Source organism: Sporomusa aerivorans, from assembly GCF_041428895.1.
Lineage (GTDB): Bacteria > Bacillota > Negativicutes > Sporomusales > Sporomusaceae > Sporomusa > Sporomusa aerivorans.
In genome coordinates, this window is sequence record NZ_CP156926.1 from 804,092 (window position 1) to 826,999 (window position 22,908).

Here is a 22,908-nt window from a genome sequence, read left to right on the forward strand (position 1 = left end):
ATGTCATTATGAGAAAAGCATTCAAAAATCTGCTCTTATGTTTCCTCACGGCTTCGCTGCTGCTGACGGCAGGGTGTGCGGGCGGCGGCACTACTACCCAAAGCGCGTCCCAGGCTGCCCAGAAGGTGGTTCTCTTCACCAACGCCGATAAGGAAGCGGTGGAAGCCATGCAAAAAACACTCAATACGGCCGGCTACGAAGGCAAGTATGTGGTGCAGACCATGGGAACCTCCGAGCTTGGCGGCAAGTTAATGGCCGAAGGCGACAAGATTGAGGCCAATATAATCACCATGAGCTCTTATTTTATCGAAAGCGCCCAGCAGAAATACAATATGTTCGCCGATTTAGGCTTTGATACCAAGGCCGTTGCCAAATATCCGGCCTATTACACACCGATTCTGGCGAATACCGGCGCCATTTTTGTAAATACCCAGGTACTTAAGGATAAGGGCCTGCCGCTGCCCACCTCCATTAAGGATCTGACCAAGGATGAGTACAAAGGACTGGTTTCCATTCCCAACATCATGGACTCCTCGACAGCCTGGCTGTTGGTGCAGGCGATTGTCAGCCAATATGGCGAAACCGAGGGCAAAGCAGTACTGGCCAAACTAATTCAGAATTGCGGTCCGCACATTGAGTCGTCCGGTTCGGGACCGATTAAGAAGGTAAGAGTGGGTGAAGTGGCCGCCGGCTTCGGGCTGCGTCATCAGGCCGTGGCCGACAAAGCCGCCGGCAAGCCAATTGATTATGTTGATCCGGTGGAAGGCAACTATACGCTGACTGAATCGGTAGCCGTCGTGAAGAAGGCCGATGCCGCCACCACCAAGCTGGCCATGGAAATGGCGCAGGTGATTATTGAAAAAGCCAGGCCTGATTTAATTAAAATTTATCCGGTCGCCCTGTACCAGGGTGAGACGGTAACCGATCTGAATAAGGCCGGCAATCCCAAAGTGTTCGCCAAGCCGCTGACGGTTGAGCTGCTGGCGGCGCACCAGGACTTTTTCAAAGCGGCCAAACAATAAATATAAAATAAGGTGTTAACACAATGAAAGATTACAAATTGCTAACCCCGGGACCCTTAACCACGACCGACAGTGTGAAACAGGCAATGCTGTTTGACCGCTGTACCTGGGATGACGATTATAAGCAAATAACCCAAAAAATCCGGCAGCAGCTGCTGGCGCTGGCAGCTGCCTCGCCCGGCGCTTACACGGCCGTGCTGCTGCAGGGAAGCGGCAGCTTCGGGGTGGAAGCGGTACTCACTACCTGTATCGGCCGGGAAGATACCTGTCTGATTATTACCAACGGCGCTTATGGCCAGCGGATGGTTAAAATGGCGGAATATCTGGGTTTGCACTATATTGTTTGCCAGGTTCCCTATGGCCAGCCCGCCGACGCCGCGACGGTAAGACTGCTGCTGGAGGCCAACGACGCCATCACGCATGTGGCCATGGTCCACTGTGAAACAACAACCGGCATCCTCAATCCGCTTCAGGAGATGGCCGACCTCGCCAAGGCGTACGGCAAAACTTTTATTGTCGACGCGATGAGCAGTTTCGGCGGCTTGGAGATCCCGGTGCAGGAGTGGAAGATAGATTATTTAATCAGCAGCGCCAACAAGTGTATTCAGGGTGTGCCGGGCTTTTGCTTTGTGCTGGCGAGAACTGAGGCGCTGGCCGGCTGCCGGGGCCAGGCCCGCAGTCTGTGCCTTGATTTATATGATCAGTGGCAATGCATGGAGAAGGACGGCAAGTGGCGCTATACGTCGCCTACGCATGTGGTGGCCGCTTTTTCCCGGGCTCTGGATGAACTGGCGGCCGAAGGCGGCGTCAGCGCCAGGAACCGGCGCTACCGGGAAAATAACAAGCTTTTGCGGGAAAAGCTCAAAAGCCTGGGCTTTGCGCCCTACATTGCCGAAGAATCTCAGTCGCCCATCATCACCACGTTTCTTTTTCCCTACAGTGACTTCGATTTTAACAGGTTTTATCACTATGTCAAAGAACGGGGCTTTGTGTTGTACCCCGGCAAGCTAACCGACGCCGACACGTTCCGCATCGGCAATATCGGTGAGATCTACCGGCAGGATATTTCTCTGCTGGGCGATATCATTGAAGAATATATGAGGGCAGAGCATCATGAACACAATTGAAGGTGTTATTTTTGACTGGGCCGGTACTACGGTTGATTTTGGCTGCTTTGCGCCGGTAAGCGCCTTTATGAAGGCTTTCCAGGCCGCCGGCGTCGAGGTAACCGTGGCGGAAGCGCGAGCGCCTATGGGTCTCTTAAAAAAAGACCATATCAGGGCCATGCTGACCATGCCGCGGGTTGGCCGGGAATGGGAAAAACAATACGGGCGAAGCTTTCAGGAAGAGGATATCGAGGCTTTGTACGCCCAATTTGAGCCGCTATTACTAGGCTCACTGGCAGAGTTTACTGAGCCGCTGCCCGGAGTACTGCAAACGGTGGACGCAATCCGGGGCAAAGGGTTAAAAATCGGCTCGACCACCGGCTATACCGACAACATGATGGCGATTGTAACCCAGGGCGCGAAAGCCAAGGGCTATGAGCCGGATTGCTGGGTTAGCCCGGACGCCACCGGCTGTTGCGGCCGGCCCTATCCCTATATGATTTTTCGCAATATGGAAACCTTAAAGTTGTCCGCGCCTTGGCGGGTGGTGAAAGTGGGCGATACGGCCGCCGATATCCAGGAAGGCTTGCAGGCCGGCGTCTGGTCGGTCGGCGTCTGTACCGGCAGTTCCCAGATGGGCCTGAGCCGCCGGGAATTTGAACTGCTGTCCGACAAAGCGCCGGTAATTGAACAGACAAGACAGGCGTTTCTCAACTATGGTGCTCACTTTGTCCTCGAGGCGGTGAGCGAGCTGCCGGCCCTGATCGAACATATCAACAGGCTGTTTACAGCCGGCAAGCGACCCTATGACACACATGACTGAACTGGAACGGGAAGGCGATATCAATTCCAGCCGGCAAAGAGTAAGCTGGCTGGAGGGGCTTGACGACCGGAGCCAGGCCCTGTTACAGGCCGATGAGGCCGTCTTTGTCCGGCAGTCGCTGTCCACGCCGTGCCTGAACGGGATCGCCAATGCGGAAGGCTGCTATATCTGGGATCTCAATCACAAGCGCTATCTTGATTTTCACGGTAACAGCGCACATCAGGTCGGCTATAAGAATCCGGATGTGCTGGCGGCCGTGAAACGGCAGCTGGAGGAGCTGCCGTTTATTCCCCGCCGGTATACGGCCGACATTGCCGTCAAAGCGGCCCGGGCCCTGATCAATAAAACAACATCCAAGGATTTTAAGGTTTTGTTTACGCCGTCCGGCAGTGCGGCGGTAGGCATTGCCCTGAAAGCGGCCCGGAAAATTACCGGCAAGCATAAAGTAATATCCATGTGGGAGTCCTTCCACGGCGCCGGACTGGATACGATATCGGTCGGCGGCGAATATGTTTTCCGCAAGGATATGGGACCGCTCCTGCCCGGATGCATCCACGCCATTCCCTACAATGCATACCGGAATCTGTTTGACAGCTCCTGCCCGGAGGCCGTGGCCAAATTCTGCCTGGATTATATCGAGTATATCATTCAGAACGAAGGCGACATCGGCGCCATTCTCCTAGAGCCTATCCGGGCCACCGACACCCATATTCCCCCACAGGCTTATTTTCAGCGGCTGCGGCAAATCTGCGACCAAAACGGCATCCTGCTTATTTTTGATGAAATCCCCACCGCACTGGGGCGCAGCGGCGCTTTTTTCGTACACCAGCATTTTGCCGTTGAGCCGGATATCCTGGTGCTTGGCAAAGGACTGGGCGGCGGCGTTATTCCCCAGGCGGCGGTCCTGCTGAAAAGCAAATACGATCTGGCCCAGGATATCTCACTCGGCCATTACACGCATGAGAAGCCGGCGCTGGGCTGCGCGGCTATCTGCGCCGCGATTGACTATATTGACAACCACCAGCTGGTAGAGCAGTGCCGGCGGCACGCGGCCTTTGTCACGGAGTGCGCCGGCCGTCTATACGATACCTATGAATGGATCGGCGACTGCCGGATTGCCGGGCTCCTGATCTCCTTTGAGCTGGTAAAAGACCGGACTACCAAAGAAAAATACAATGACCTGGCCGAGAAGATCCTCTATAATTGCCTCAAGCAAGGCTTGTCCTTTAAGCTGACAGGCGGCAACTGCATTACCTGGCACCCGCCGCTCATTGTGACAACAGAGCAGCTGGCTTTTGCCTTTCACGTGCTGGAGGAAGCGATCAAACACAACCGGCCGTAAGTTGCAGCCTGAGTCCCGGTAAAACCGGGGCTCAGGCTGCCGGACTATCCGGGTAAAACGGGGAAAGAACGTGGGGACAGGGACATGTTCTTGCAAAACAGTGTCCCTGTCCCCCTGTTTTTCCGTAGAAATTGCTATTGACGAACAAGGGGATAAGCACTATAATTGGGAAAAACTGTATTGCATTCGCTTTTCGGGAGGCGTTGATATGAGTACATTATCCGAACTGCCCAACATCGGCAAGGTAATGGCAGCAAATCTGGCGGCTGTCGGCATCGAGACGCCGGAGCAGCTTAAAGCAATTGGCGCGAAGGAGGCATTTTACCGCATCCGCCTTCACCGTGACCCTGGCGCCTGTCTGCACATGCTGTACGGAATACAGGGCGCTGTTCTCGGTATTCCGGATAAGCAGCTATCGCCTGAAACTAAGCAGGAGTTAAAAGCATTCTTTCATAATCTGAAAAACAGCAAGGCGTAATTCATTTGAAGCAGGCGGTTTGCATATTTACCTTTGGAAAGGTAAATAGAGAGTGGAACATGAGTGAATTTGTGAAGAACAATCAGGAACTCTTACGTTTGGTTGAGGAATGGGAACCAAAATTTTTGGCTCTTTCTGCAGATTTAATAACGTTTAGACCAAACAAATCTGCATAGTCGGCAAGCTGGTAAAAGGCTTGATTCATCTGGCGTCAGTTTCCTTTATAGTAGCCCACAAGGTAACGTCCCTCCGGTTTAAATAAATCAATGCTGTCATAATACATTGTGGCTACGGCGCTTAACATCTTTATCATTCCCGTACTATTTGTTGTCGTAAAAGTGACTAGCTGCAATGAAAAAGAAGAAAGCCTGCACAGCATAGTAAGCTATTTTCCGGTGTAAACGAAGCTGCTCCACAACGGGTTCTATTCCCCTGTGGAGCTTCTTTGTGTTTAGACCTTAACGAGCACAGAATCGGTTTTTGTTTCTTAGTCGTTTGTAGACAGTCTTAATTTAGGATTTTTCCTACTTGATTATTATATAGTCCATAGTCAATTAATTGAATTTAAAAAAAGTGGAATAGCCGGGTTTTTATTTTTAGTATTCCAAACAGCATAAGCCACGCCATATGCATCGTCGCCTCTCATAGCAACAACAGAAATTTGACTTTGCAGCATTTTACAATATTCTGCATCCAAAACAAAAAATGAAATTCCCAACCCGGATGCCACATGTAAAAAAATACTATCTACTTCCGGACAAATATGTGCAATATTAGGGGTAAATCCTTGTTCAGTACACTTACTAACAAACCAATTGCTAAATTCAAATCCCGGTTGGTCAAAGAGAATGAAGCGCTCTTGTTTAAGTTCGTGAAGATCAAGGGAATATTTATTAGCATAAGCGTGATCGATAGGCAATAAGAAACATAGTCGTGATCTTCGTATTTCCTTTTGCTTAAAGGGAGACTTTAGTTTCCCCATATGTCCAATGTAGGAATTGAAGTTAATGTCTAATTCTTCTAAATACAGTTGGTTATTGCTCATTGGCGTCTGTAGCACTCGAAGCTCAAGTGTGATGTGGGGATAAAGAGTACAAAACCGCCTAAAAATTTTCGGCAAGAAAGTGTGTGAAGAACTGGGGCAGCCAATTTTTAGCTTTCCCGAAACATCATGCTGGGATTGGCGTGTTGCTTCCAGCACTTCGTCAATTTTGTCCAAAAGATTTTTGGCCTCTTTAAACAGGGTAAAACCTGCACGTGTTAACCGAACAATTGAGTGATTGCGAATAAATAATTGTACACCTAACTGTTCTTCTAACTCCATAATGTGCTTGCTTAGTGCCGACTGACTAAGGTGGAGATGTTCGGCTGCTTTGGTAAAATTTAAATACTCAGCTACAGCAATGAATGAATGCAAATAACGAATATCATTATTCATGGCTATATCCATTCCTCTCGCATCGCTCAAGGCACAAAACGGATGAAATTCGTTTTGTGCCTTGAGCGATTTTTTTGTGCTCTAGACAATATACGTCATTATACTTCAAGATTCGCACAAAATCCATCACACAGGTTATGAATTTTTGGAATATACCTGTCTATTTTGATATTTCACAATCTTTTTTCTTTTAAGTAGAATAAACATGTAATTTTTGTAAAGCCGAATGCTATGGAGGTGAATAAGACGTTGTCAGTATTATATAACAAAAATTAAAAAAGAAGGTGTTATACATGCAAAGTAGGGATTTGGCTTTGAAGGCAGTGCTATTGTTTAGCTACACCTATACAATGATGGCAACCACGCTAATTATGCCGATCATGGGGAATTTAGCAATAACATTTCCAACTGCGGGAACGAAAATTCCTATGCTAATTTCCTTGCCGTCACTGGTTATGATTCCGGCAATACTTTTGTCCGGATATATTAGCAAATATGTCAGTAAGAAAACAGTTCTGATTTTTGGTTCTATTCTTTATATCATTGGCGGGTTTGGCGGTGGCCTGCATGATAATATTGATTTCATTTTACTCATGCGGACTATTGGCGGCGTGGGAACCGGTTTGATTTTTCCATTGGTTCCGGCATTAATTGCGCAGCTTTATCAAGGCCAGGAAGTACCTAAGATGATTGGCTGGGGAAATGCGGCCGGCAGCATTTTCGGGGTGGTTTTTGCTACAGTTACCGGTTATCTTGCGGTAATGGACTGGCATTACGCTTTTTATATTTATCTAATATATATCGTTTTGTTGGTTGCCCAGATAATGATATTACCCCATGTACCTCCGGAAAAACAGGATATCACAATGAAAAAGGACGACAAAAATGACGGTTTGAACTGGTTGGCGTGGGTTTATGTTTTGGCGACGCTGGTCTATATGGTAATCAGCATGGTGTACATTGTAAAAACGGCTATTTTTATCATGGAAGCAAATCTGGGAAATTCGGCTAATGCCGGCATAGCTTCTTCCGTAGTATCATTTACCGCGTTGATTCTTTGTTTATTGTTTGGACAAATATTTAAACTCTTGAAAAGATATACGGTAGTGGTGGGCTTTGCCGCAACCGGAGTCTGTTTCTTTTGCCTAAGTATTGCGCAGAATTTTGCAATGATTATTGTTGCCTCGCTTTTTATGGGAGTTTCGCTGGCAACTGTGTTGCCATACCTGATGACAACAATAACCATGGTTGTTCCTAAAAACGCGCAAACCACCGCGGTATCGTTCATAAGTACAGCAATGTATATTGGGCAATTTTTAGCGGCTTATTATGTTCAAGCGGTAGAAGCTTTGGTTAATGGCGTAACAAGGACGGCATTTTCGATAATTGCCGGCCAGCTTTTGATTATTGTTGTTATTGCCATTGGCTTTATATTGCTAACGCAAAGTCAATTTGATAAGCATGTAAATAGTCATGTAAATAGTAGTGAGACCTTAGACGCTTAAGGCGGGCAAAAGCTCACTCAAGTCAACGGAGTTTGTGAAACTCCGCAAACGGGTAACCGAAAGGGTGGATATTATTATGAAAACTGGCCTGGAACTATTTCAGGAACGTACTGATCGAATTAAGAAGACGGTTGCATTGGAAAAGATCGACCGGCCGCCGGTAGTGCTGGGAGTTGATTCCTTTGCCGCAAGACATATGGGATTTACCTTAGCCGAATACTTAAGTGACATGGATAAAGCAAGCGAAATGATGCTTAATTGCATGCTGGACATGGGGGAAAACGCCGATTGCTCAATGCAAACGACCGCTTTGGCCATTGCCAGCGGACCGGCATTCCTCTCCAAGCAAAAACTGCCCGGACGGGAATTAGGGGAAAATGTTCTCTGGCAAGTTGAAGAAGTGGATCTAATGACGGTCGAGGACTACGATATGATCATCAACAAAGGCTGGAACGCGTTCAATAAGCATTTTCTCCAAACCAGAATTCCCGAAACGCTGGTCGATTTAGAAGCAGTGAGTAAAGCCAATATGGCCCAATATGATGTCAATTTTAGAAATGCCGGCGTTGTGCCGCTGTCTGGGGGCGCAATCAGCCTGCCGCTTGACTTGTTCAGCTGTGGCCGGGGCATGAGTAACTTTATGAAAGATTTATTTAAACGCCCGGACAAAGTACAAGCGGCCATGGATGCCGCCATGCCGGACCTGCTGGCCATGGCCAAGCCTTGCTTTGCCGGTAATCCGTTAACGGTGATGATCGGCGCTCCGCGCAGCGCTACTTCCCTTTTATCACCAAAGCTTTGGCGCCGCTTTGTCTGGCCGTATTTGAAACAGGCAGTGGAATTTATTGCGGAAAATGGTTCAGTTGCTTATTTGCATATGGATGGTGATTGGAACCGGGATTTAGAAGTCTTTCGCGGACTGCCGGCCAAGAAATTTATTTTTCACAGCGACAACTCAACCGATATTTATCGACTCAAAACAGCGTTAGACGGCCATGGCTGCATAATGGGTGACGTACCGCCAGCGTTGCTGACGCTGGGTACGCCGGAGGAAGTATATAACTACAGCCGCAAGCTGATTAACGAAATCGGCCCGACCGGTTACATTTTGGCTGAGGCTTGTTTTGTACCTTTTAACGCCAAGACGGAAAATGTCAAAGCCATGGTTGCCGCCGCTTCCGGTACATAAGCATTCAAGCATGGCGGCGATTGAAAGTAAGAAGAAATGAGGTGTGGCGGTGGAAGCGACGCAAACTCTATTCGCTGAACGAATGGCGCGGTTAAAAAAAGCCATTGCATTAGAAAAACCTGACCGAACGCCAATAATGCTTTCGGGAACCTTCTTCTTGAAATATGGCAACCCTGAGGCGAAAATGGTTGATTTTATAACCCGGCCGGATTGGGCTGATGATATGGTAATTAACGGCTATCAGAAAATGGCCGCTGTTGACGCTGGCGGACCGCCGGTACTGGGTAGAGCGGCTGCAACCGGGGCGATGTGGTTGTCCAAAACCAAGATTCCCGGGCGGGAACTGCCGGACGATGCCTTTTGGCAAATTGATGAAGTCGGCTTGATGACCGAAGAAGATTACGATACCATTTTAAAAATTGGCTGGCGTAAGTTTTTATCAGATTTTTTGATCTCCAGGTTAGGTTATACCCCAGAACAAATAACGCCAGATCTGGAATTCAACAAACGGCAGGACGAAAAATTCAAATCAATCGGCCTGGTTAACCTGCTTGACGGTATTGGCGGCGGCATACCGTATGATGCTCTTTGTTCCGGCCGCGGGCTGGCCAAGTTTAACCGCGATTTGTATAAAAGACCGGACAAGGTTAAAGCCGTATTAGAGGTTATGGTAGCTGAAATGGTTGAGGACGAGATAAAATTCCTGCGGGCGAGAAAACCGTTTTGCACGGTCGTAGTTCCTTGCGTCCGGGCCAACTGTGATTTCCTGTCGCGCAAGATGTTCGAAAAATTTGGCTGGCCATTGTTCAAAAAATTTACCGACATAGCTATCGCTGAAGGTGTTAAAGTATTATTCCATATGGACGCCCGCTGGGATGATTTTCTGGATTATTTTACTGATTTTCCCAAAGGAAGCTGTATATTCGACCCCGATAGCTCGACCAACATCTACAGGATAAAGGAAGTACTCGGTGACCGGATGTGCATTACCGGCGATATATCGCCGGCTATGCTCACGGTGGGAAGCCCGGATGCAGTATACAAGTATTCCCGCAAATTAATCGAAGAAATTGGTCCTTACGGCTTCATTCTTTCCTCAGGCTGTACCGTACCTTGCAATGCGAAACCAGAAAATGTCGAAGCTTTAGTTGCTGCAGCAAAAGGCTAAGATGAATAGGTGGTGTTTATTGTGAAAACAGCCCAAGAACTGCTTAAAGAGCGCACCGCGCGGGTGTTAAAGGCCATTGCGCTGGAAAAACCGGACAGGACGCCGGTGGTATTTTCAGCCGATGCATTTTGTGCGATGCACATGGGTGTAAAATTAGCGGAATATTGCTCCAGCCCGGAAAGATCTCATGAAATCATCATGGATTCAGTTAAGCAATTGGGAGATATTGACGGAATAAGTGCGGTATTTACCGCCGCAAATTCATTTCCACTGGCCTTTTTTGCCAATGTCAAACTGCCTGGCCGGGAACTGCCGGACAATGCTTTATGGCAGATTGACGAACAGGAAAGGATAATGCCGGACGACTATGATGTCATTTTAAATAAAGGCTGGCCGGCCTTTAAAGCTGATTATTTTGCCAATAGGCTGCATGTTTCTGTTCCCGCGATAGTAGCGGAATTAAATGGTATACCGCAAATGATCAACGATGTTGAGGATGACGGCTATATGGTTTATACGCCTTGCTTCACCATTACGGTAAATGAACACTTGGGAGGAGGCCGATCCTTTCCTAAATTTACGCGCGATTTATTCCGTATGCCGGACAAGGTTCAAGCCGTCTTGGATATCATCCAGCAAGAAACGGTGGAGGAGCTCAGAACGCAACTGCGAGTCGTCAAACCGCAAGTGACCTGCCTGACTCCCGCCCGCGGCGCCAGCCAGTTTTTTTCCCGAAAACTGTGGGAACGGTTTGTCTGGCGGTACCTTAAAGGATTGGCAGATGTAATTATTGAGGAAGGTTCGGCAGTTAATATCCATATTGATGGCAATTGGGAACGTGATTTGGAATATTTTAAAACATTGCCACGGGGCAAATGTGTTTTTGATACTGATTCGGTGACCGACATTTACAAGATCAAAAAAGTGCTCGGTGATCACATGTGTATTAAAGGCGATGTGCCGGCAGCCGTGCTGACCATGGGAACTCCGGATGAGGTCTATGATTACTGCACAAAGCTCATACGTGATATGGGTCCGGGATTCATTCTATCTTCCGGTTGCTATGTACCGCCAAACGCCAGGGTGGAAAATGTCAAAGCAATGATATCAGCCGCTTCAGGTAAATAAGTGAGAGGAGAATGTCTTGTGGTTAGCAGTGATGGAACCCAAAAAACGCTGCTTAAAGGAGCCTTGTTATTCAGTAGTGTCGATGGCATGGTCGCCAGCGCCCTGTTGGTACCGATTTTGGCCAATATCGCTAAAGACTTCCCGGACGCTGGCCCCTGGCTGAACCAGCTCCTGTCGTTACCCAGTCTGCTCATGATTCCGGCAATAATAATAACCGGTAAACTGGCAGACTATGTTAGCAAAAAAAAACTGCTCATGATTGGAACAATTTTGTTTACTGCCGGTGGCTTTGGCGGGATTTTTGCTAACAACATTATGGATTTAGTTTGGACCAGAGCGCTGCTGGGAATCGGCGCAGGTGTTGTTTACCCGATGGCGCCAGCCATGATCGCTTATTTATATCAGGGCCAGGAACGCGCACAGCTGCTAGGCTGGACCAACGCCTGCGGCAGTGTATTCTCATTTGCCTTGGGCATTGGTGCCGGGTATGCCGCACTATTTCACTGGAAATACGCCTTCTATTTTTATCTGATTTTTGTTCTTGTGTTCCTTATGCAGTGGGCTGCGTTGCCTGATTTCCCGCCGGAGAAGGAGGATGGCAAGATAGCTCAGGCCAAAGTCTCAGGCAATCCGCAGGAAAAGTTAGGTTACCGGGTCTGGCTGACTTCTCTCGACATGATTGTATACATGACCCTGTCAATGGTTCTTCTTTACAAACTATCCTTATTTATCGTTAGCGAACATCTTGGCACATCGGCGGATGCCGGGCTTGCCACTTCGATTCAGACATTAGCCTCATTTTTAATTAGCCTGGTTTTTTCCCAAGTGCTGAAGGGGCTAAAACGGTTTACCGCCGTGTTGGGACTTGTCTGCATGGCTTCAGGTTATTTCTTCTTCGGTATTGCCCACAACTTTTCACTGGTTGTAGTTGCGGTTATCTGCCTTGGTTTATCGCTAGGCATAATATTTCCCTACCTAATGAATCGCGTTTCCGCTGTGGCTCCTAATTCTAAGAAAACATTTGCTATTTCTTTGTTGAGTATGTCGATTTATGTAGGGCAATACCTCTCGGCATTTTTTACACAATTTGCCGACTGGATCTCCCATGGCTCAATTCGCGGAACATTTTCTTTTGTAGCGTCGGTGCTTTTTGCCTGTGCAATGATTGCCATAGTATATATCCTTGCCACACAGGGACGGGACCGTAATGTCAGCATGGTGGAGAAGTAATCCTCAGGTTGCAGGTGGAACAGCACCAACCAGAAAGGGGGGGAGTTGTTTTTAATCCAATCGACAATAAAAGTAAGAATATTATTAGCAATTGATGAGCGCTGGCAGTAGTTGAAAGTCTTGATAGTAGAAAATTAAAAGGTGGGAAAACGATGAGAAAGGTAGTGTTCCTGGTTTTAGTACTCTTTCTATTTAGTTTTGCGGCGGTAGCCTTTGCCGCCGCAAATCCGTTCGGCGATATCCCGGCCAATCACTGGGCGTACGATGCTGTTACCCGGTTGTCAAGCGATGGAATTGTAGACGGTTACAGTGACAGAACTTTCCGTGGCAATAATGTTCTTACCCGTTATGAAATGGCTCTAATCGTGGTCCAAGCCCTAAAAAGAGTTGACAAGGCCAATGAAGAAGACAAAGCGCTAATCAACAAGCTGGCCACGGAATTTGCCGGTGAGCTCAAGACTCTCGGTGCTGAAATTAAGACTATTAAAGAGAAACAAGATAAATTAACAATTACCGGTGACCTGCAGCTTGGCTACCATCATGACAGCCTTCCGGCCGGCAATGAAGCCGCCGGTACTGAGCGGCTTAAGGGCAGTCAAAAGTTTACCTTTGCCGATAAGAACTTCTTCACCTACAAAGTCAATGACAAAATGAATGTTAACCTTACCCTGGAAATGGGCGGCGACCAACATATCGGCAATACCACTGCCGCTGTAAAAATGACCGGCGCCAGCGCCATGATGTTTGATACCATGGGCTTTGACATGATCTGGGCAGGCCGCCAGCCGATCCATGATATCGGTATCGGTCTGCTCGCCCGGCCTTCGAACGCCGACGGCATCTTTTTAAAGAAAACCCTCGGCGGCGTTGAAGCTACTACCTATATTGCCAACGTAAACTCGCCGGCTTTTATGACCAGCCCGTCCCAGATCAATCCGGTACTGGGCAATTTCCAATTAGGCACTAAAGTATCTGACAACTTAGGTCTGCGGGCCGGTTACTACTGGTCCACGGTTAACGGCAGCACCGATGCCAACCTTGCCTATACCAACGGCAACTATCTCGGTACTTCGTTTCAAAAATCCCAAGGTCTTGACATTTCGGCCGACTACAAGTTCGGTGGCCTGACACTGCTGGCCGAATATATCGACACCAGGCTTGCTGACCGCAGCGTGCTGTCTGGCTATACCACGCTCCCGAAAAATCCTACAGCTTGGGCCCTGTTCCTGACCAATGGCCAAACAACGATTCCCCACACCACCTGGCCGGCGTCCGATATTGTTGACCACAAGACTGTTGGCCAGAGCGCCTGGGCTGTCGGCTATTTTGAATGCGGCGCCGGCGCTGTGCCGCCGTACACCAATGGCTGGGATTTTCAGTGGAACAAGAACTATGTCGGCAGCCCTAGCTATGAGCAACAGGACAACACCAAAACCCTGTTTTTGCTCTATCAAAAAGTTATCGCTCCAAACACTAACCTACAGTTAGCCTACTGGCAGGTTAAGTATAAAGATCTCAGTCTGCTGCCCGGCTACACTGATGAATCCGGTAAGCTGTATCAAGTTAAGTTAGACTTCTTCTATTAATTCCGGCCCCGATACGGACTACAGCAATGCATACTCCTACGCATTGCTGTAGTCGAAATGACCGGGAATTTAAAGAAAGTGAGTGGCTGATTATGAAAAATGCGCAACAATTATTGAATGAACGCACCGAACGGGTGAGGAAAACCATTGCTTTTGAGAAAACGGACAGGACACCGGTTACACTCACCGGCGACGCTTTTTTTGCGAAATACGCAGGCATGAGACTATCAGATTTTTGTACGGATTTTAAGGCTTCTCATGAAGCCATTTTACATTCATTCCAAGACTTTGGCGATGTGGACGGAGCCGGCAATATTTTTGGAGGAGCGGCAGGTTTGCCTTTAGTGTTTTATTCCAAGGTCAAATTACCCGGGCGGGAACTGCCGGCTGATGCTTTGTGGCAGCTTGATGAACAGGAACTGATGACTGTGGCGGACTATGATGCCATTTTACACAATGGCTGGAAACAGTTTAGCGATGATTACATCAAGAACCGGCTGGGAATTGATGTCGATAACTTGCTGCCGCAAATGGCCGATGTGCCGCAGTTTATAAAAAAATTTGAGGATGCCGGTTATCTGGTATTCGCTTCTACCGCTGCCATCACGGTTAATGAATGTTTGGGCGGCGGACGGTCATTTCCCAAGTTTATGAAAGATATGTTTAAGATGCCTGATAAAGTAGAGGCTGTTTTAGATCTGATGCTGCAGGAAACATTAACCGATTTCCGGCAACAAATTCGTGCTATCAAGCCTTTCATTGTTTTTCTTTCTCCTGCGCGGGGTGCTAGTGAGTTCTATTCGCCCAAAATATGGGAGCGCTTTGTCTGGAAATATCTGAAAGCTACAGTGGAGATGATTGTCGAAGAAGGCGCCATAGCCAATCTCCATATTGACGGCAACTGGGAACGTGACCTGGAATATTTTAAAACCTTGCCTAAACAGAAATGCATCTTCGAGTCCGATAGTTCTACCAACATCTACAAAGTGCGCGAGGTTCTGGGTGACCATATGTGTATTAAGGGTGATGTTCCGGCTGCCTTACTGACGCTGGGCACTCCGGATGACGTGTATGATTATTGCACCAAACTGATTCATGATCTGGGAACAGGTTTTATTCTTGCTTCGGGTTGCACCATACCGCCAAATGCCAAAGTAGATAATGTTAAAGCCATGGTTGCAGCCGCTGCCGGTAAGTAGCCGACAAGACTGTCTGTTTATAAGCGGGATGGAGGTTAGTGTAAATTATGCATGAAGTCAATCAAGGAAAAGAACGGATTGAAAAAGCGGTTCGCAGAGAAAAAACAGATCGTACCCCGATTTGTCTGTCCGGAGACTTTGCTTTCTTCCAATATGCGGAACGTTCGGCAATTCCCGCTGATTATGTGAATAAATTTCCCTGGGCGCTTGAGCGTGCTCTTGATGCCTTAAAACAAATGAAACACATCGACGCTGTAAGCGTTTTGGGGATTACTCCCGGCAAAGCGCTGGGCGCTGTCTGGATGTCAAAAACCAGACTGCCCGGTCATGAACTGCCGCCGACGGCCTCCTGGCAGATTGAAGAAGTTGCCTGCATGCAAATGGAAGATTATGACGTCATTATTAACAAGGGCTGGAAGTATTATCAGAAGTATTATTTTGAACATTATCTTGGTCTGACCGAAGAAGAGCTTTTGCTGAGCGGAAAATACATGGCCTATACCGACCGGAAGCTGCAGGAATTTGGCTGTATCAACATGACGCAAATGATGGGGCCGATTATTTACGACGGTCTATGCGCCGGACGCGGTATCGTCAACTTTACCCGCGATTTGTGGAAAATACCGGACAAAGTAAAAGCAACGCTTGATGTCATTGCGGAAGAAATGCTAGCCGACTTCCGGCGTGATTTGGCGGCACTGCAGCAACGTTGCCCCGGAGAAAGCATCCGGGTGGGGATCGCTCCTGCAGTACGCGGTAACTGCGATTTTATTTCTCCGGATAAATTTGAAAAATTTGTCTGGCCCCTGTTTCAGGCCGAAGCCGACGCTGTTTTAGAGGTTGGCGGCACACCGTATTTTCATATGGATGCAAACTGGACAAAGGTTCTTGATTACTTCAAAGTTTTTCCGGCAAACCGCTGTATCTTTGACAGCGACGGCATGACCGACATCTATAAGATAAAAGAGGCTCTCGGCGACCGGATGTGTATTACCGGTAATATCAGCGCAGCTCTCATGTCTCTTGGCACTCCGGATCAAGTATACAAAGAAGCCAAGAAACAGATCGCCGATCTCGGTCCTAACGGGTTTATCGCCAGTGGTTCCTGCACTCTTCCGCACAACACCAAACCCGAAAATATCGACGCGATCATCGCGGCCTGTATCGAATAGCTCAGCCTGATTTATTCACTATTCAACTCCCAGTTGATGGCGCTAATGAATGCAATAGCTTTGCAACAGCTGTTTTTAGATTACAAATAGGAGAGGAGAATGATTTATGAGTGAAAGTAAAAGAGAAGGAACTGTTTTACTGAAAACGACGCTGCTACTTAGCAGTGTGAACGGTATGGTCGCCAGCGCTCTGATGGTACCGCTATTGGCCGATATTGCAAAATCCTACCCGGATGCCGGTCCCTGGCTCAATCAATTGCTGTCGTTACCTTCATTGCTAATGATTCCGGCAATACTGATAACCGGCAAGCTAGCCGACTATATCAGCAAAAAAACCTTGCTGCTCGTCGGGACGCTTCTGTTCATTATTGGTGGCTTTGGTGGCATTTTTGCCACCGGCGTTATGGATTTAGTCTGGACCCGGGCCTTGCTGGGAATTGGCTGCGGCATTGTTTATCCTCTGGCCCCGGCCATGATCGCCTACCTGTATGACGGTCAGGAGCGTGCCCAACTCATGGGCTGGACCAATTCCTGCGGCGGTGCTGTCTCGTTCGTACTTGGTATTGCCGCCGGCTATGCCGCATTGGTTGACTGGAAATATGCTTTTTATTACTACCTGCTTTTTGTTATCGTTTTAATCATGCAGTGGTTTTTATTGCCGGATTTTCTCCCGGAGAAAAAAGATCCGGCAATTACCCAGGCAAAATTGCAAACTGGCGCGACGGAAAAGCTCGGCTACCGGGTTTGGCTTACTTCCCTTGACATGCTGATATTCATGACTGTTTCTATGTTTATTATCTTCAAATTAGCCTTGTTCATAGTCAATGAACACATCGGTACTTCGGCCGACGCCGGTATGGCTTCGTCAATCAATACACTGGCCTCATTTGCCGTTAGTATGGTTTTTGCCCAAATCTGGAACAAGCTTAAACGATTTACCGTTGTTGTCGGTTTAGTCTGTATGTCGGTCTGCTACTTTTTATTTAGTATTGCCCACTCCTATGGCATGATGATGGCTGCAGTCATTTTTCTCGGCTTTTCCATGGGTTTGATGTTCCCCTACCTAATGAACCGGGTATCCATAGTAGCCCCTAATTCCCAAAAGACCTTTGCCATTTCCCTGTTAAGCATGGCTATTTACCTTGGCCAATTTTTCACCGGTTTTTACACGCAATTCGTCGACTGGCTCACCAATGGTTCAATCCGGTCTGGCTTTATGTTTGTCGCCGGCAATATGGCCGCTTTCGCTCTCATTGCGCTAGTATATGTAATTTTTACCCGCAACCGGGAAGGAGAATCTCAAACCACGATTGCCGGTTAACTGTCGGGTGGTGTTGACAGTTGATTTACATGCTGCCAATTGTCTTGTGACTTAACGATGAATTTAGGAGGAGTCTGTTGATGAGAACATCTGCAGAATTACTGCAGGAACGTACTGTGAGAATAAAAAAGGCAATAGCACTGGAAAAACCGGATAAGACGCCAGTGATACTGTCAGGCGATGCTTTTGCCGCTAGTCATATGGGAGTAAAACTGTCTGATTATATTTCAACGCTTGAAAGATCAAATGAAATCATTCTAAAATCCTGCAAAGAGCTGGGAGATATTGATGGTTCCGGCGTAGCCTTTACAGCCGCAAAGGGATTTGCCTTAGGCTTTTGCGCGAAGGTCAAACTGCCGGGCCGGGAATTGCCGGATAATGCCCTTTGGCAGTTAGACGAACAAGAAATGATGACAGTGGAAGATTATGACACCATTTTAGCCAAGGGGTGGGCGTCTTTTAGCGAGCAGTACTTTACCCAAAGGCTGGAACTACCGCTGGCTTCCATTATGGATGAAATGAAAGTTGCCCCGCAAATGGGGAAAAATGTCGAAGCAGCGGGTTATGTATTTTATAACCCTTGTGGTGCCATCACGGTAAACGAGTTTTTGGGCGGCGGCCGTTCTTTTCCAAAGTTTATGAGAGATTTATTCAAAATACCGGATAAAGTGGCGGCCGTTTTGGATGTAATCCAGGCGGAAGCTATGACTACCCTGCGAAAACAAATTCAGGAGGCCAAACCGCTGGCCGTCTTTATCTCTCCTGCCCGGGGCGCCAGTCAATTTTTTTCGTCCAAGTTGTGGGAACGGTTTGTCTGGAAATACCTACAAAAGACTGTGGAGGTTGTTATTGAAGAAGGCGCGATAGCGAATCTTCATATCGACGGCAACTGGGAACGCGATCTGGAGTATTTTAAGGCGTTGCCGCGGGGAAAATGCGTTTTTGAAACTGACAGTTGTACTGATATTTACAAAATAAAAGAGGTGCTCGGCAACCATATGTGTATCAAAGGGGATGTCCCGGCCGGCCTGCTTACCTTAGGTACTCCTGATAAGGTTTACGAATACTGCACAAAATTAATAAACGACATGGGTACAGGGTTCATATTATCCTCCGGTTGCACCGTCCCGCCCAATGCCAAGGTGGAAAATGTTAAGGCTATGATCTCCGCCGCTTCAGGGAAATAGACGGTTTATACTTTAAATCGAGGATATAAGTCTGAAATCTTACTGTCATGTAAAATAAGCGCAGTGGCAATGGTTTCATACCGTTACCACTGCGCTTGCGAGAGGAATGGTTATAATAATGACCAAATTGGAGGCTTTGGGAGATTGTATTACTATTATTGTGGCAGCAAATCCATTTCCCTGCAGTGCCGTCGTTATTGATAGTGTTGGCGTGATTATAGCTGGTGCTAAAAAAAGTGATTTTCTGCCTGATGTTCCGAATATGTTTGAGACTGGTAAACGTATACCGCCAGGCATTGGCTATCAGTGCATAGAATCTAAGCAGCCGGTGAGTGAGGTAATCCCCAAAGAAATTTTAGGGATGAAAGTAAAAGTGCATTGCGAACCGGTATTTGAAGCTGATGGATCATTGATTGGTATTTTTTCTATGACTGTAAGTATGGAAAACCAGGATAATGTTTACGGAGTGGCGCAAACTGTTGCCGCCACAGCCGAAAAAATAGCGGCAACATCACAGGAGTTGGGAGCCACCGCAGCGCACTTGGCGGAGGAATTAAGTAAAATTAAGGAAGGCGGACACAATGTTGCCACTCAAATAAATAAAACGGGCGATATTTTAAAATTTGTCAGCGATGTTGCCGCCAATTCCAACCTACTTGGACTCAATGCCGCAATTGAAGCTGCCAGGGCGGGAGAGCACGGCAAAGGATTTGCAGTTGTTGCCGATGAGATTCGTAAAATGGCTGTTAACAGTGCCAATTCCGTTGCCGAAATAAAAAAAATATTACAAGCTATCCAGAATCAAACGGAATGCGTAGCCCAAACGGTTGATCGTGCTTTCGAACTTAGCAGACAGCAGGCGGCAGCAACTGAACAAACGATGTCAACGATGCAATCTTTAAGCGCTACGGCGAATGAACTCGAAAAGATTGCTGAGGTGGTATAATGGGCGCGGGATATGGCAACAACTGGAGCTGGACGGTCCAAACTGAAACGGCAGACAGAAAGGAGCAAAGAACCGGAATTCTTTGCTCCTTTGTTTTTTTGTCAGGCAGTCTCAATTTGGCTGTCGGCCTGCAGGTCGAATTTTTGCACCGCCTGCTCGCGCATCTTATATTTCATGATCTTGCCGGCGGCATTCATAGGGAATTCTGTTACGAAATCAATGTAATGCGGAGTTTTGTGCTTGGCCATGTGGGAGCGGATATAATCCTTAAGCTCGTCCGCCGTCATGGATACGCCGTCTTTGAGGATGACGCAGGCCATAATCTCCTCGCCGTACTGCTTGTCGGGCACGCCGATTACCTGCACGTCCCTGACTTTGGGATGGGTATAGATGAAATCCTCAATTTCCTTGGGATAGATATTTTCGCCGCCCCGTATGATCATATCCTTGATGCGGCCGGTAATTTTGTAGTAGCCGTTTTCATCACGCCTGGCCAGGTCGCCGGTGTGCAGCCAGCCGTCTTTGTCAATAGCGGCGGCCGTGGCTTCAGGCATTTTGTAGTAGCCCTTCATGATGTTATAACCGCGGGCTACAAACTCGCCATCCACATTGTCGGGCAGGTCCTGGCCGGTTTGGGGATCGACGATCTTGCACTCCACGCCGGGCAAGGCACGGCCTACGGTATTGACGCGCAGCTCTACGGAATCATCCACGCGGCTCTGGGTGCAGCCGGGCGCGGCTTCGGTCTGGCCGAACACAATGGTAATCTGCGACATGTTCATCTTGTCGACCACATCCTGCATTACCTTGACAGGACAAGGGCTGCCCGCCATAATGCCTGTCCGTATATGCGAAAAATCCGTCTGCGAAAAATCTTCATGCTCCAGCATGGCGATAAACATGGTGGGAACGCCGTGGAAGCAGGTTATCTTCTCCCGGTTGATGCAGTCCAGCGAGAGTTTCGGCGAAAAATAAGGCATCGGCGACATGGTGACGCCATGCGTCATCGAGGCGGTCATGGCCAGGACCATGCCAAAGCAATGAAACATCGGCACATGAATCATCATGCGGTCGGCTGTGGAAAGGTCCATGCAGTCGCCGATGGTTTTGCCGTTATTGACGACATTGTAGTGGCTGAGCATGACACCCTTCGGAAAACCGGTGGTTCCCGAGGTATACTGCATGTTGCAGACATCGTGCTTGTTAATGGACCGTTCGCGGCGGTAAACCTCTTCGATGGGGACTTTACCGGCCATGGCTATGGCGTCTTCCCAGGTCAGGCAGCCTTTCTGCCTGGAGTCAACCGTAATGATATTGCGCAGGAACGGCAGGCGTTTTATGTACAGCGGCTTATCCGCCTCCGCGGTTTCAAGCTCCGGGCACAGCTCCTTAATGATAGCGACATAGTCCGAATCCTTATAACCGTCGATCATCACCAGCGTATGGGTATCCGACTGACGCAGGAGATATTCGGCTTCGTAAATCTTGTAGGCGGTGTTTACCGTGACAAGCACTGCGCCAATCTTGGTCGTTGCCCAGAAGGTTATAAACCATTGGGGGACATTGGTTGCCCAGACGGCAACATGGTCACCCGGCTTGACGCCCAGAGCAATCAGCGCCCGGGCAAAGGTATCGACATCGTCGCGGAATTCGGCGTAGGTCCGGATATAGTCCAACGTAGTATAACGGAAGGCGTACTGATCGGGAAATTCAATTACCATGCGGTCAAGCACCTGGGGAAAAGTTAAGTCAATGAGCGTGTCTTTCTCCCAGACATATTTACCGGTTTTGGCGTTATTGTCGAACAGGTGGCCTTTGGCCGTGGTCTTTTCCACGAAGCGGCTCATATAATTGGCGAAATTCGGGAAAACAACGCCGGCGTCATCCAGATCGTCCGCCCAGCGCTTAAGCCATTCGAGCGAAAGATAGCCGTCGTATTTGATCGAGCTTAACGCCAGCATCACGTAGTCAAGCGGCAAATCTCCCTCGCCCAGCATACGGTAGCGGATGGCGCCATTTTCGACAATGGAATCCTTAATGTGCACGTATTTAATATAGGCGCCGAGATTCTGCACCGTCTGACCGGGTGTTTCACCGGCAAAACGGTAGGGATGATGGATATCCCACAGCGCTGCCACTGCGTCGCTTGCCACTTGATTAAGCAGTCTGGCCAGGCGGGCCGTATCGGCATAAACACCGTTGGTTTCCACCAGCAACGTTACGTCATGTTCTTCGGCAATGGGCACCAGGCGATTCAACGCGGCCAGCACAACGGTGTCATCCACTTCGCCGCCCGGCTGTGCCTCAAGGTCGGCCAGAATGCGGACATAGGGGGCGCCAAGCCGGGCGGCCACCAAAATATACTGCACAAGCGCCTGATGGTTTTCTTCGGCTTTTTCGGCGAATTTCAGGCAGCAGCCGGAAGAAAGGCAGGGAATTTCGAGGTGCAGTTCCGAGAGTTTTCTGATCGTTTGCGGGAGCCGGGCGGCAGTGAAAGGATGGGCATGGCCGGTGAATATTTCGCAGCCCTGTCCACGGATTTCAATGCCGTCAAACCCAAGATCCTTGGCCATGGAATAGATTTCGGACCAATTGAAATTGGGACAACCAAGAGTAGAAAAAGCGAGTTTCACTGCAATCCTCCTCACAATTTTTTAGAACGTACTAACCGGTCTGTTAGTATAGCAATACCCAAGAACAAAAAAAGCTTTCATCTCTGAGCATTTCTGCTAAGAGACGAAAGCACTGCACTTCCGTGGTACCACTCTTGTTGATATGAACCATATCCACTCTGCGGCGATTAGCTAAAACAGCCAATGCCGTCTGCTGATAACGGTGAGCAAACCGTTCGCACCTACTCGCAGAGCCCAGGAAAGGCGGTTGTTTTCAGTGGACTGCTCAAGGGTGAGTTTCGCGACTGACCGGCGCGCTGTTTCGCAGCAACCAACAGCTCTCTGGAGCGCCATACGGCAGTGTTTTTTTCCCTATCAACGCATTTATCTATATTTAAATTATTTATAAGCTACCAAACTCTACAAATTTTGTCAAGATATTTTTAAAAACAGGGG

The 22,908-nt window shown here is 48.3% G+C and carries 18 protein-coding genes and 1 other annotated feature; of the genes, 16 read left to right on the top strand and 2 right to left on the bottom strand.

Going from position 1 to position 22,908, the window contains the following annotated elements; genetic code table 11:
* Window positions 1-8 precede the first annotated feature (8 nt).
* The 5 genes from SATMO3_RS03670 (at window position 9) to SATMO3_RS03690 (ending at window position 4,771) form a co-directional block, all read left to right on the top strand.
* Complete coding sequence (locus SATMO3_RS03670) at window positions 9-1,022, top strand: extracellular solute-binding protein (protein ID WP_371377626.1); 1,014 nt, start codon at window positions 9-11, stop codon at window positions 1,020-1,022.
* 23 nt (window positions 1,023-1,045) lie between these two features.
* Window positions 1,046-2,149, top strand: a complete 1,104-nt coding sequence (gene phnW, locus SATMO3_RS03675; RefSeq protein ID WP_371377629.1) for a 2-aminoethylphosphonate--pyruvate transaminase — start codon at window positions 1,046-1,048, stop codon at window positions 2,147-2,149.
* Entirely contained in the window at window positions 2,136-2,951 is an 816-nt protein-coding gene (gene phnX / locus SATMO3_RS03680; protein ID WP_371377633.1) for a phosphonoacetaldehyde hydrolase, read from the top strand. Before phnW ends, phnX begins: the two co-directional genes overlap by 14 nt.
* Window positions 2,935-4,293, top strand: coding sequence for an aspartate aminotransferase family protein (locus SATMO3_RS03685; RefSeq protein WP_371377636.1), 1,359 nt, complete (start codon window positions 2,935-2,937; stop codon window positions 4,291-4,293). Before phnX ends, SATMO3_RS03685 begins: the two co-directional genes overlap by 17 nt.
* Window positions 4,294-4,501: 208 nt before the next feature.
* Window positions 4,502-4,771, top strand: coding sequence for a TfoX/Sxy family protein (locus tag SATMO3_RS03690; protein ID WP_371377638.1), 270 nt, complete (start codon window positions 4,502-4,504; stop codon window positions 4,769-4,771).
* 550 nt (window positions 4,772-5,321) lie between these two features.
* On the opposite strand, the gene SATMO3_RS03695 is transcribed toward SATMO3_RS03690, so the two are convergent.
* A complete protein-coding gene (locus SATMO3_RS03695; RefSeq protein ID WP_371377641.1) occupies window positions 5,322-6,209 on the bottom strand; it encodes a LysR substrate-binding domain-containing protein in 888 nt (295 codons plus the stop codon).
* Between the two features lie 293 nt (window positions 6,210-6,502).
* Here SATMO3_RS03695 and SATMO3_RS03700 point away from each other — a divergent pair, with 293 nt between their 5' ends.
* From SATMO3_RS03700 to SATMO3_RS03750, 11 genes are all read left to right on the top strand, one after another.
* A complete protein-coding gene (locus SATMO3_RS03700; RefSeq protein WP_371377644.1) occupies window positions 6,503-7,714 on the top strand; it encodes an MFS transporter in 1,212 nt (403 codons plus the stop codon).
* A gap of 76 nt (window positions 7,715-7,790) precedes the next feature.
* The gene (locus tag SATMO3_RS03705; RefSeq protein WP_371377647.1) at window positions 7,791-8,903 is read left to right on the top strand and encodes a uroporphyrinogen decarboxylase family protein; all 1,113 of its coding nucleotides are present in this window, start codon (window positions 7,791-7,793) and stop codon (window positions 8,901-8,903) included.
* 49 nt (window positions 8,904-8,952) lie between these two features.
* Window positions 8,953-10,071: a uroporphyrinogen decarboxylase family protein gene (locus tag SATMO3_RS03710; protein WP_371377650.1), complete on the top strand. Its 1,119-nt coding sequence runs from the start codon at window positions 8,953-8,955 to the stop codon at window positions 10,069-10,071.
* A gap of 21 nt (window positions 10,072-10,092) precedes the next feature.
* Complete coding sequence (locus SATMO3_RS03715; RefSeq protein WP_371377653.1) at window positions 10,093-11,199, top strand: uroporphyrinogen decarboxylase family protein; 1,107 nt, start codon at window positions 10,093-10,095, stop codon at window positions 11,197-11,199.
* Window positions 11,200-11,217: 18 nt separating this feature from the next.
* The gene (locus tag SATMO3_RS03720; protein WP_371377656.1) at window positions 11,218-12,429 is read left to right on the top strand and encodes an MFS transporter; all 1,212 of its coding nucleotides are present in this window, start codon (window positions 11,218-11,220) and stop codon (window positions 12,427-12,429) included.
* A 152-nt stretch (window positions 12,430-12,581) separates the two neighbouring features.
* Window positions 12,582-14,015 carry an S-layer homology domain-containing protein gene (locus SATMO3_RS03725; protein ID WP_371377659.1) on the top strand — a complete coding sequence of 478 codons (1,434 nt, stop codon included), beginning with the start codon at window positions 12,582-12,584 and terminating at the stop codon, window positions 14,013-14,015.
* A 92-nt stretch (window positions 14,016-14,107) separates the two neighbouring features.
* On the top strand, window positions 14,108-15,214 hold the full coding sequence (locus tag SATMO3_RS03730) for a uroporphyrinogen decarboxylase family protein (protein ID WP_371377662.1): 1,107 nt from the start codon (window positions 14,108-14,110) through the stop codon (window positions 15,212-15,214).
* A 47-nt stretch (window positions 15,215-15,261) separates the two neighbouring features.
* Window positions 15,262-16,386: a uroporphyrinogen decarboxylase family protein gene (locus SATMO3_RS03735; protein ID WP_371377665.1), complete on the top strand. Its 1,125-nt coding sequence runs from the start codon at window positions 15,262-15,264 to the stop codon at window positions 16,384-16,386.
* 106 nt (window positions 16,387-16,492) lie between these two features.
* Entirely contained in the window at window positions 16,493-17,707 is a 1,215-nt protein-coding gene (locus SATMO3_RS03740; RefSeq protein ID WP_371377668.1) for an MFS transporter, read from the top strand.
* Between the two features lie 80 nt (window positions 17,708-17,787).
* Window positions 17,788-18,894 (top strand): uroporphyrinogen decarboxylase family protein, encoded by a 1,107-nt coding sequence (locus tag SATMO3_RS03745; RefSeq protein ID WP_371377671.1) that lies wholly within the window; start codon window positions 17,788-17,790, stop codon window positions 18,892-18,894.
* Between the two features lie 118 nt (window positions 18,895-19,012).
* Window positions 19,013-19,840, top strand: coding sequence for a methyl-accepting chemotaxis protein (locus SATMO3_RS03750; RefSeq protein WP_371377674.1), 828 nt, complete (start codon window positions 19,013-19,015; stop codon window positions 19,838-19,840).
* 101 nt (window positions 19,841-19,941) lie between these two features.
* Here the strand turns inward: SATMO3_RS03750 and SATMO3_RS03755 are convergent, their stop codons facing one another.
* Window positions 19,942-22,473 (bottom strand): AMP-binding protein, encoded by a 2,532-nt coding sequence (locus tag SATMO3_RS03755; protein WP_371377677.1) that lies wholly within the window; start codon window positions 22,471-22,473, stop codon window positions 19,942-19,944.
* Between the two features lie 96 nt (window positions 22,474-22,569).
* Window positions 22,570-22,840, bottom strand: a binding site (T-box leader).
* Window positions 22,841-22,908 lie beyond the last annotated feature (68 nt).

Bases quoted from the DNA above. Each gene is read 5' to 3' on its own strand.
- SATMO3_RS03670 (WP_371377626.1), top strand. From the start codon at position 9: ATGAGAAAAGCATTCAAAAATCTGCTCTTATGTTTCCTCACGGCTTCG.
- phnW (WP_371377629.1), top strand. From the start codon at position 1,046: ATGAAAGATTACAAATTGCTAACCCCGGGACCCTTAACCACGACCGAC.
- phnX (WP_371377633.1), top strand. From the start codon at position 2,136: ATGAACACAATTGAAGGTGTTATTTTTGACTGGGCCGGTACTACGGTT.
- SATMO3_RS03685 (WP_371377636.1), top strand. From the start codon at position 2,935: ATGACACACATGACTGAACTGGAACGGGAAGGCGATATCAATTCCAGC.
- SATMO3_RS03690 (WP_371377638.1), top strand. From the start codon at position 4,502: ATGAGTACATTATCCGAACTGCCCAACATCGGCAAGGTAATGGCAGCA.
- SATMO3_RS03695 (WP_371377641.1), bottom strand. From the start codon at position 6,209: ATGAATAATGATATTCGTTATTTGCATTCATTCATTGCTGTAGCTGAG.
- SATMO3_RS03700 (WP_371377644.1), top strand. From the start codon at position 6,503: ATGCAAAGTAGGGATTTGGCTTTGAAGGCAGTGCTATTGTTTAGCTAC.
- SATMO3_RS03705 (WP_371377647.1), top strand. From the start codon at position 7,791: ATGAAAACTGGCCTGGAACTATTTCAGGAACGTACTGATCGAATTAAG.
- SATMO3_RS03725 (WP_371377659.1), top strand. From the start codon at position 12,582: ATGAGAAAGGTAGTGTTCCTGGTTTTAGTACTCTTTCTATTTAGTTTT.
- SATMO3_RS03730 (WP_371377662.1), top strand. From the start codon at position 14,108: ATGAAAAATGCGCAACAATTATTGAATGAACGCACCGAACGGGTGAGG.
- SATMO3_RS03735 (WP_371377665.1), top strand. From the start codon at position 15,262: ATGCATGAAGTCAATCAAGGAAAAGAACGGATTGAAAAAGCGGTTCGC.
- SATMO3_RS03740 (WP_371377668.1), top strand. From the start codon at position 16,493: ATGAGTGAAAGTAAAAGAGAAGGAACTGTTTTACTGAAAACGACGCTG.
- SATMO3_RS03745 (WP_371377671.1), top strand. From the start codon at position 17,788: ATGAGAACATCTGCAGAATTACTGCAGGAACGTACTGTGAGAATAAAA.
- SATMO3_RS03750 (WP_371377674.1), top strand. From the start codon at position 19,013: ATGACCAAATTGGAGGCTTTGGGAGATTGTATTACTATTATTGTGGCA.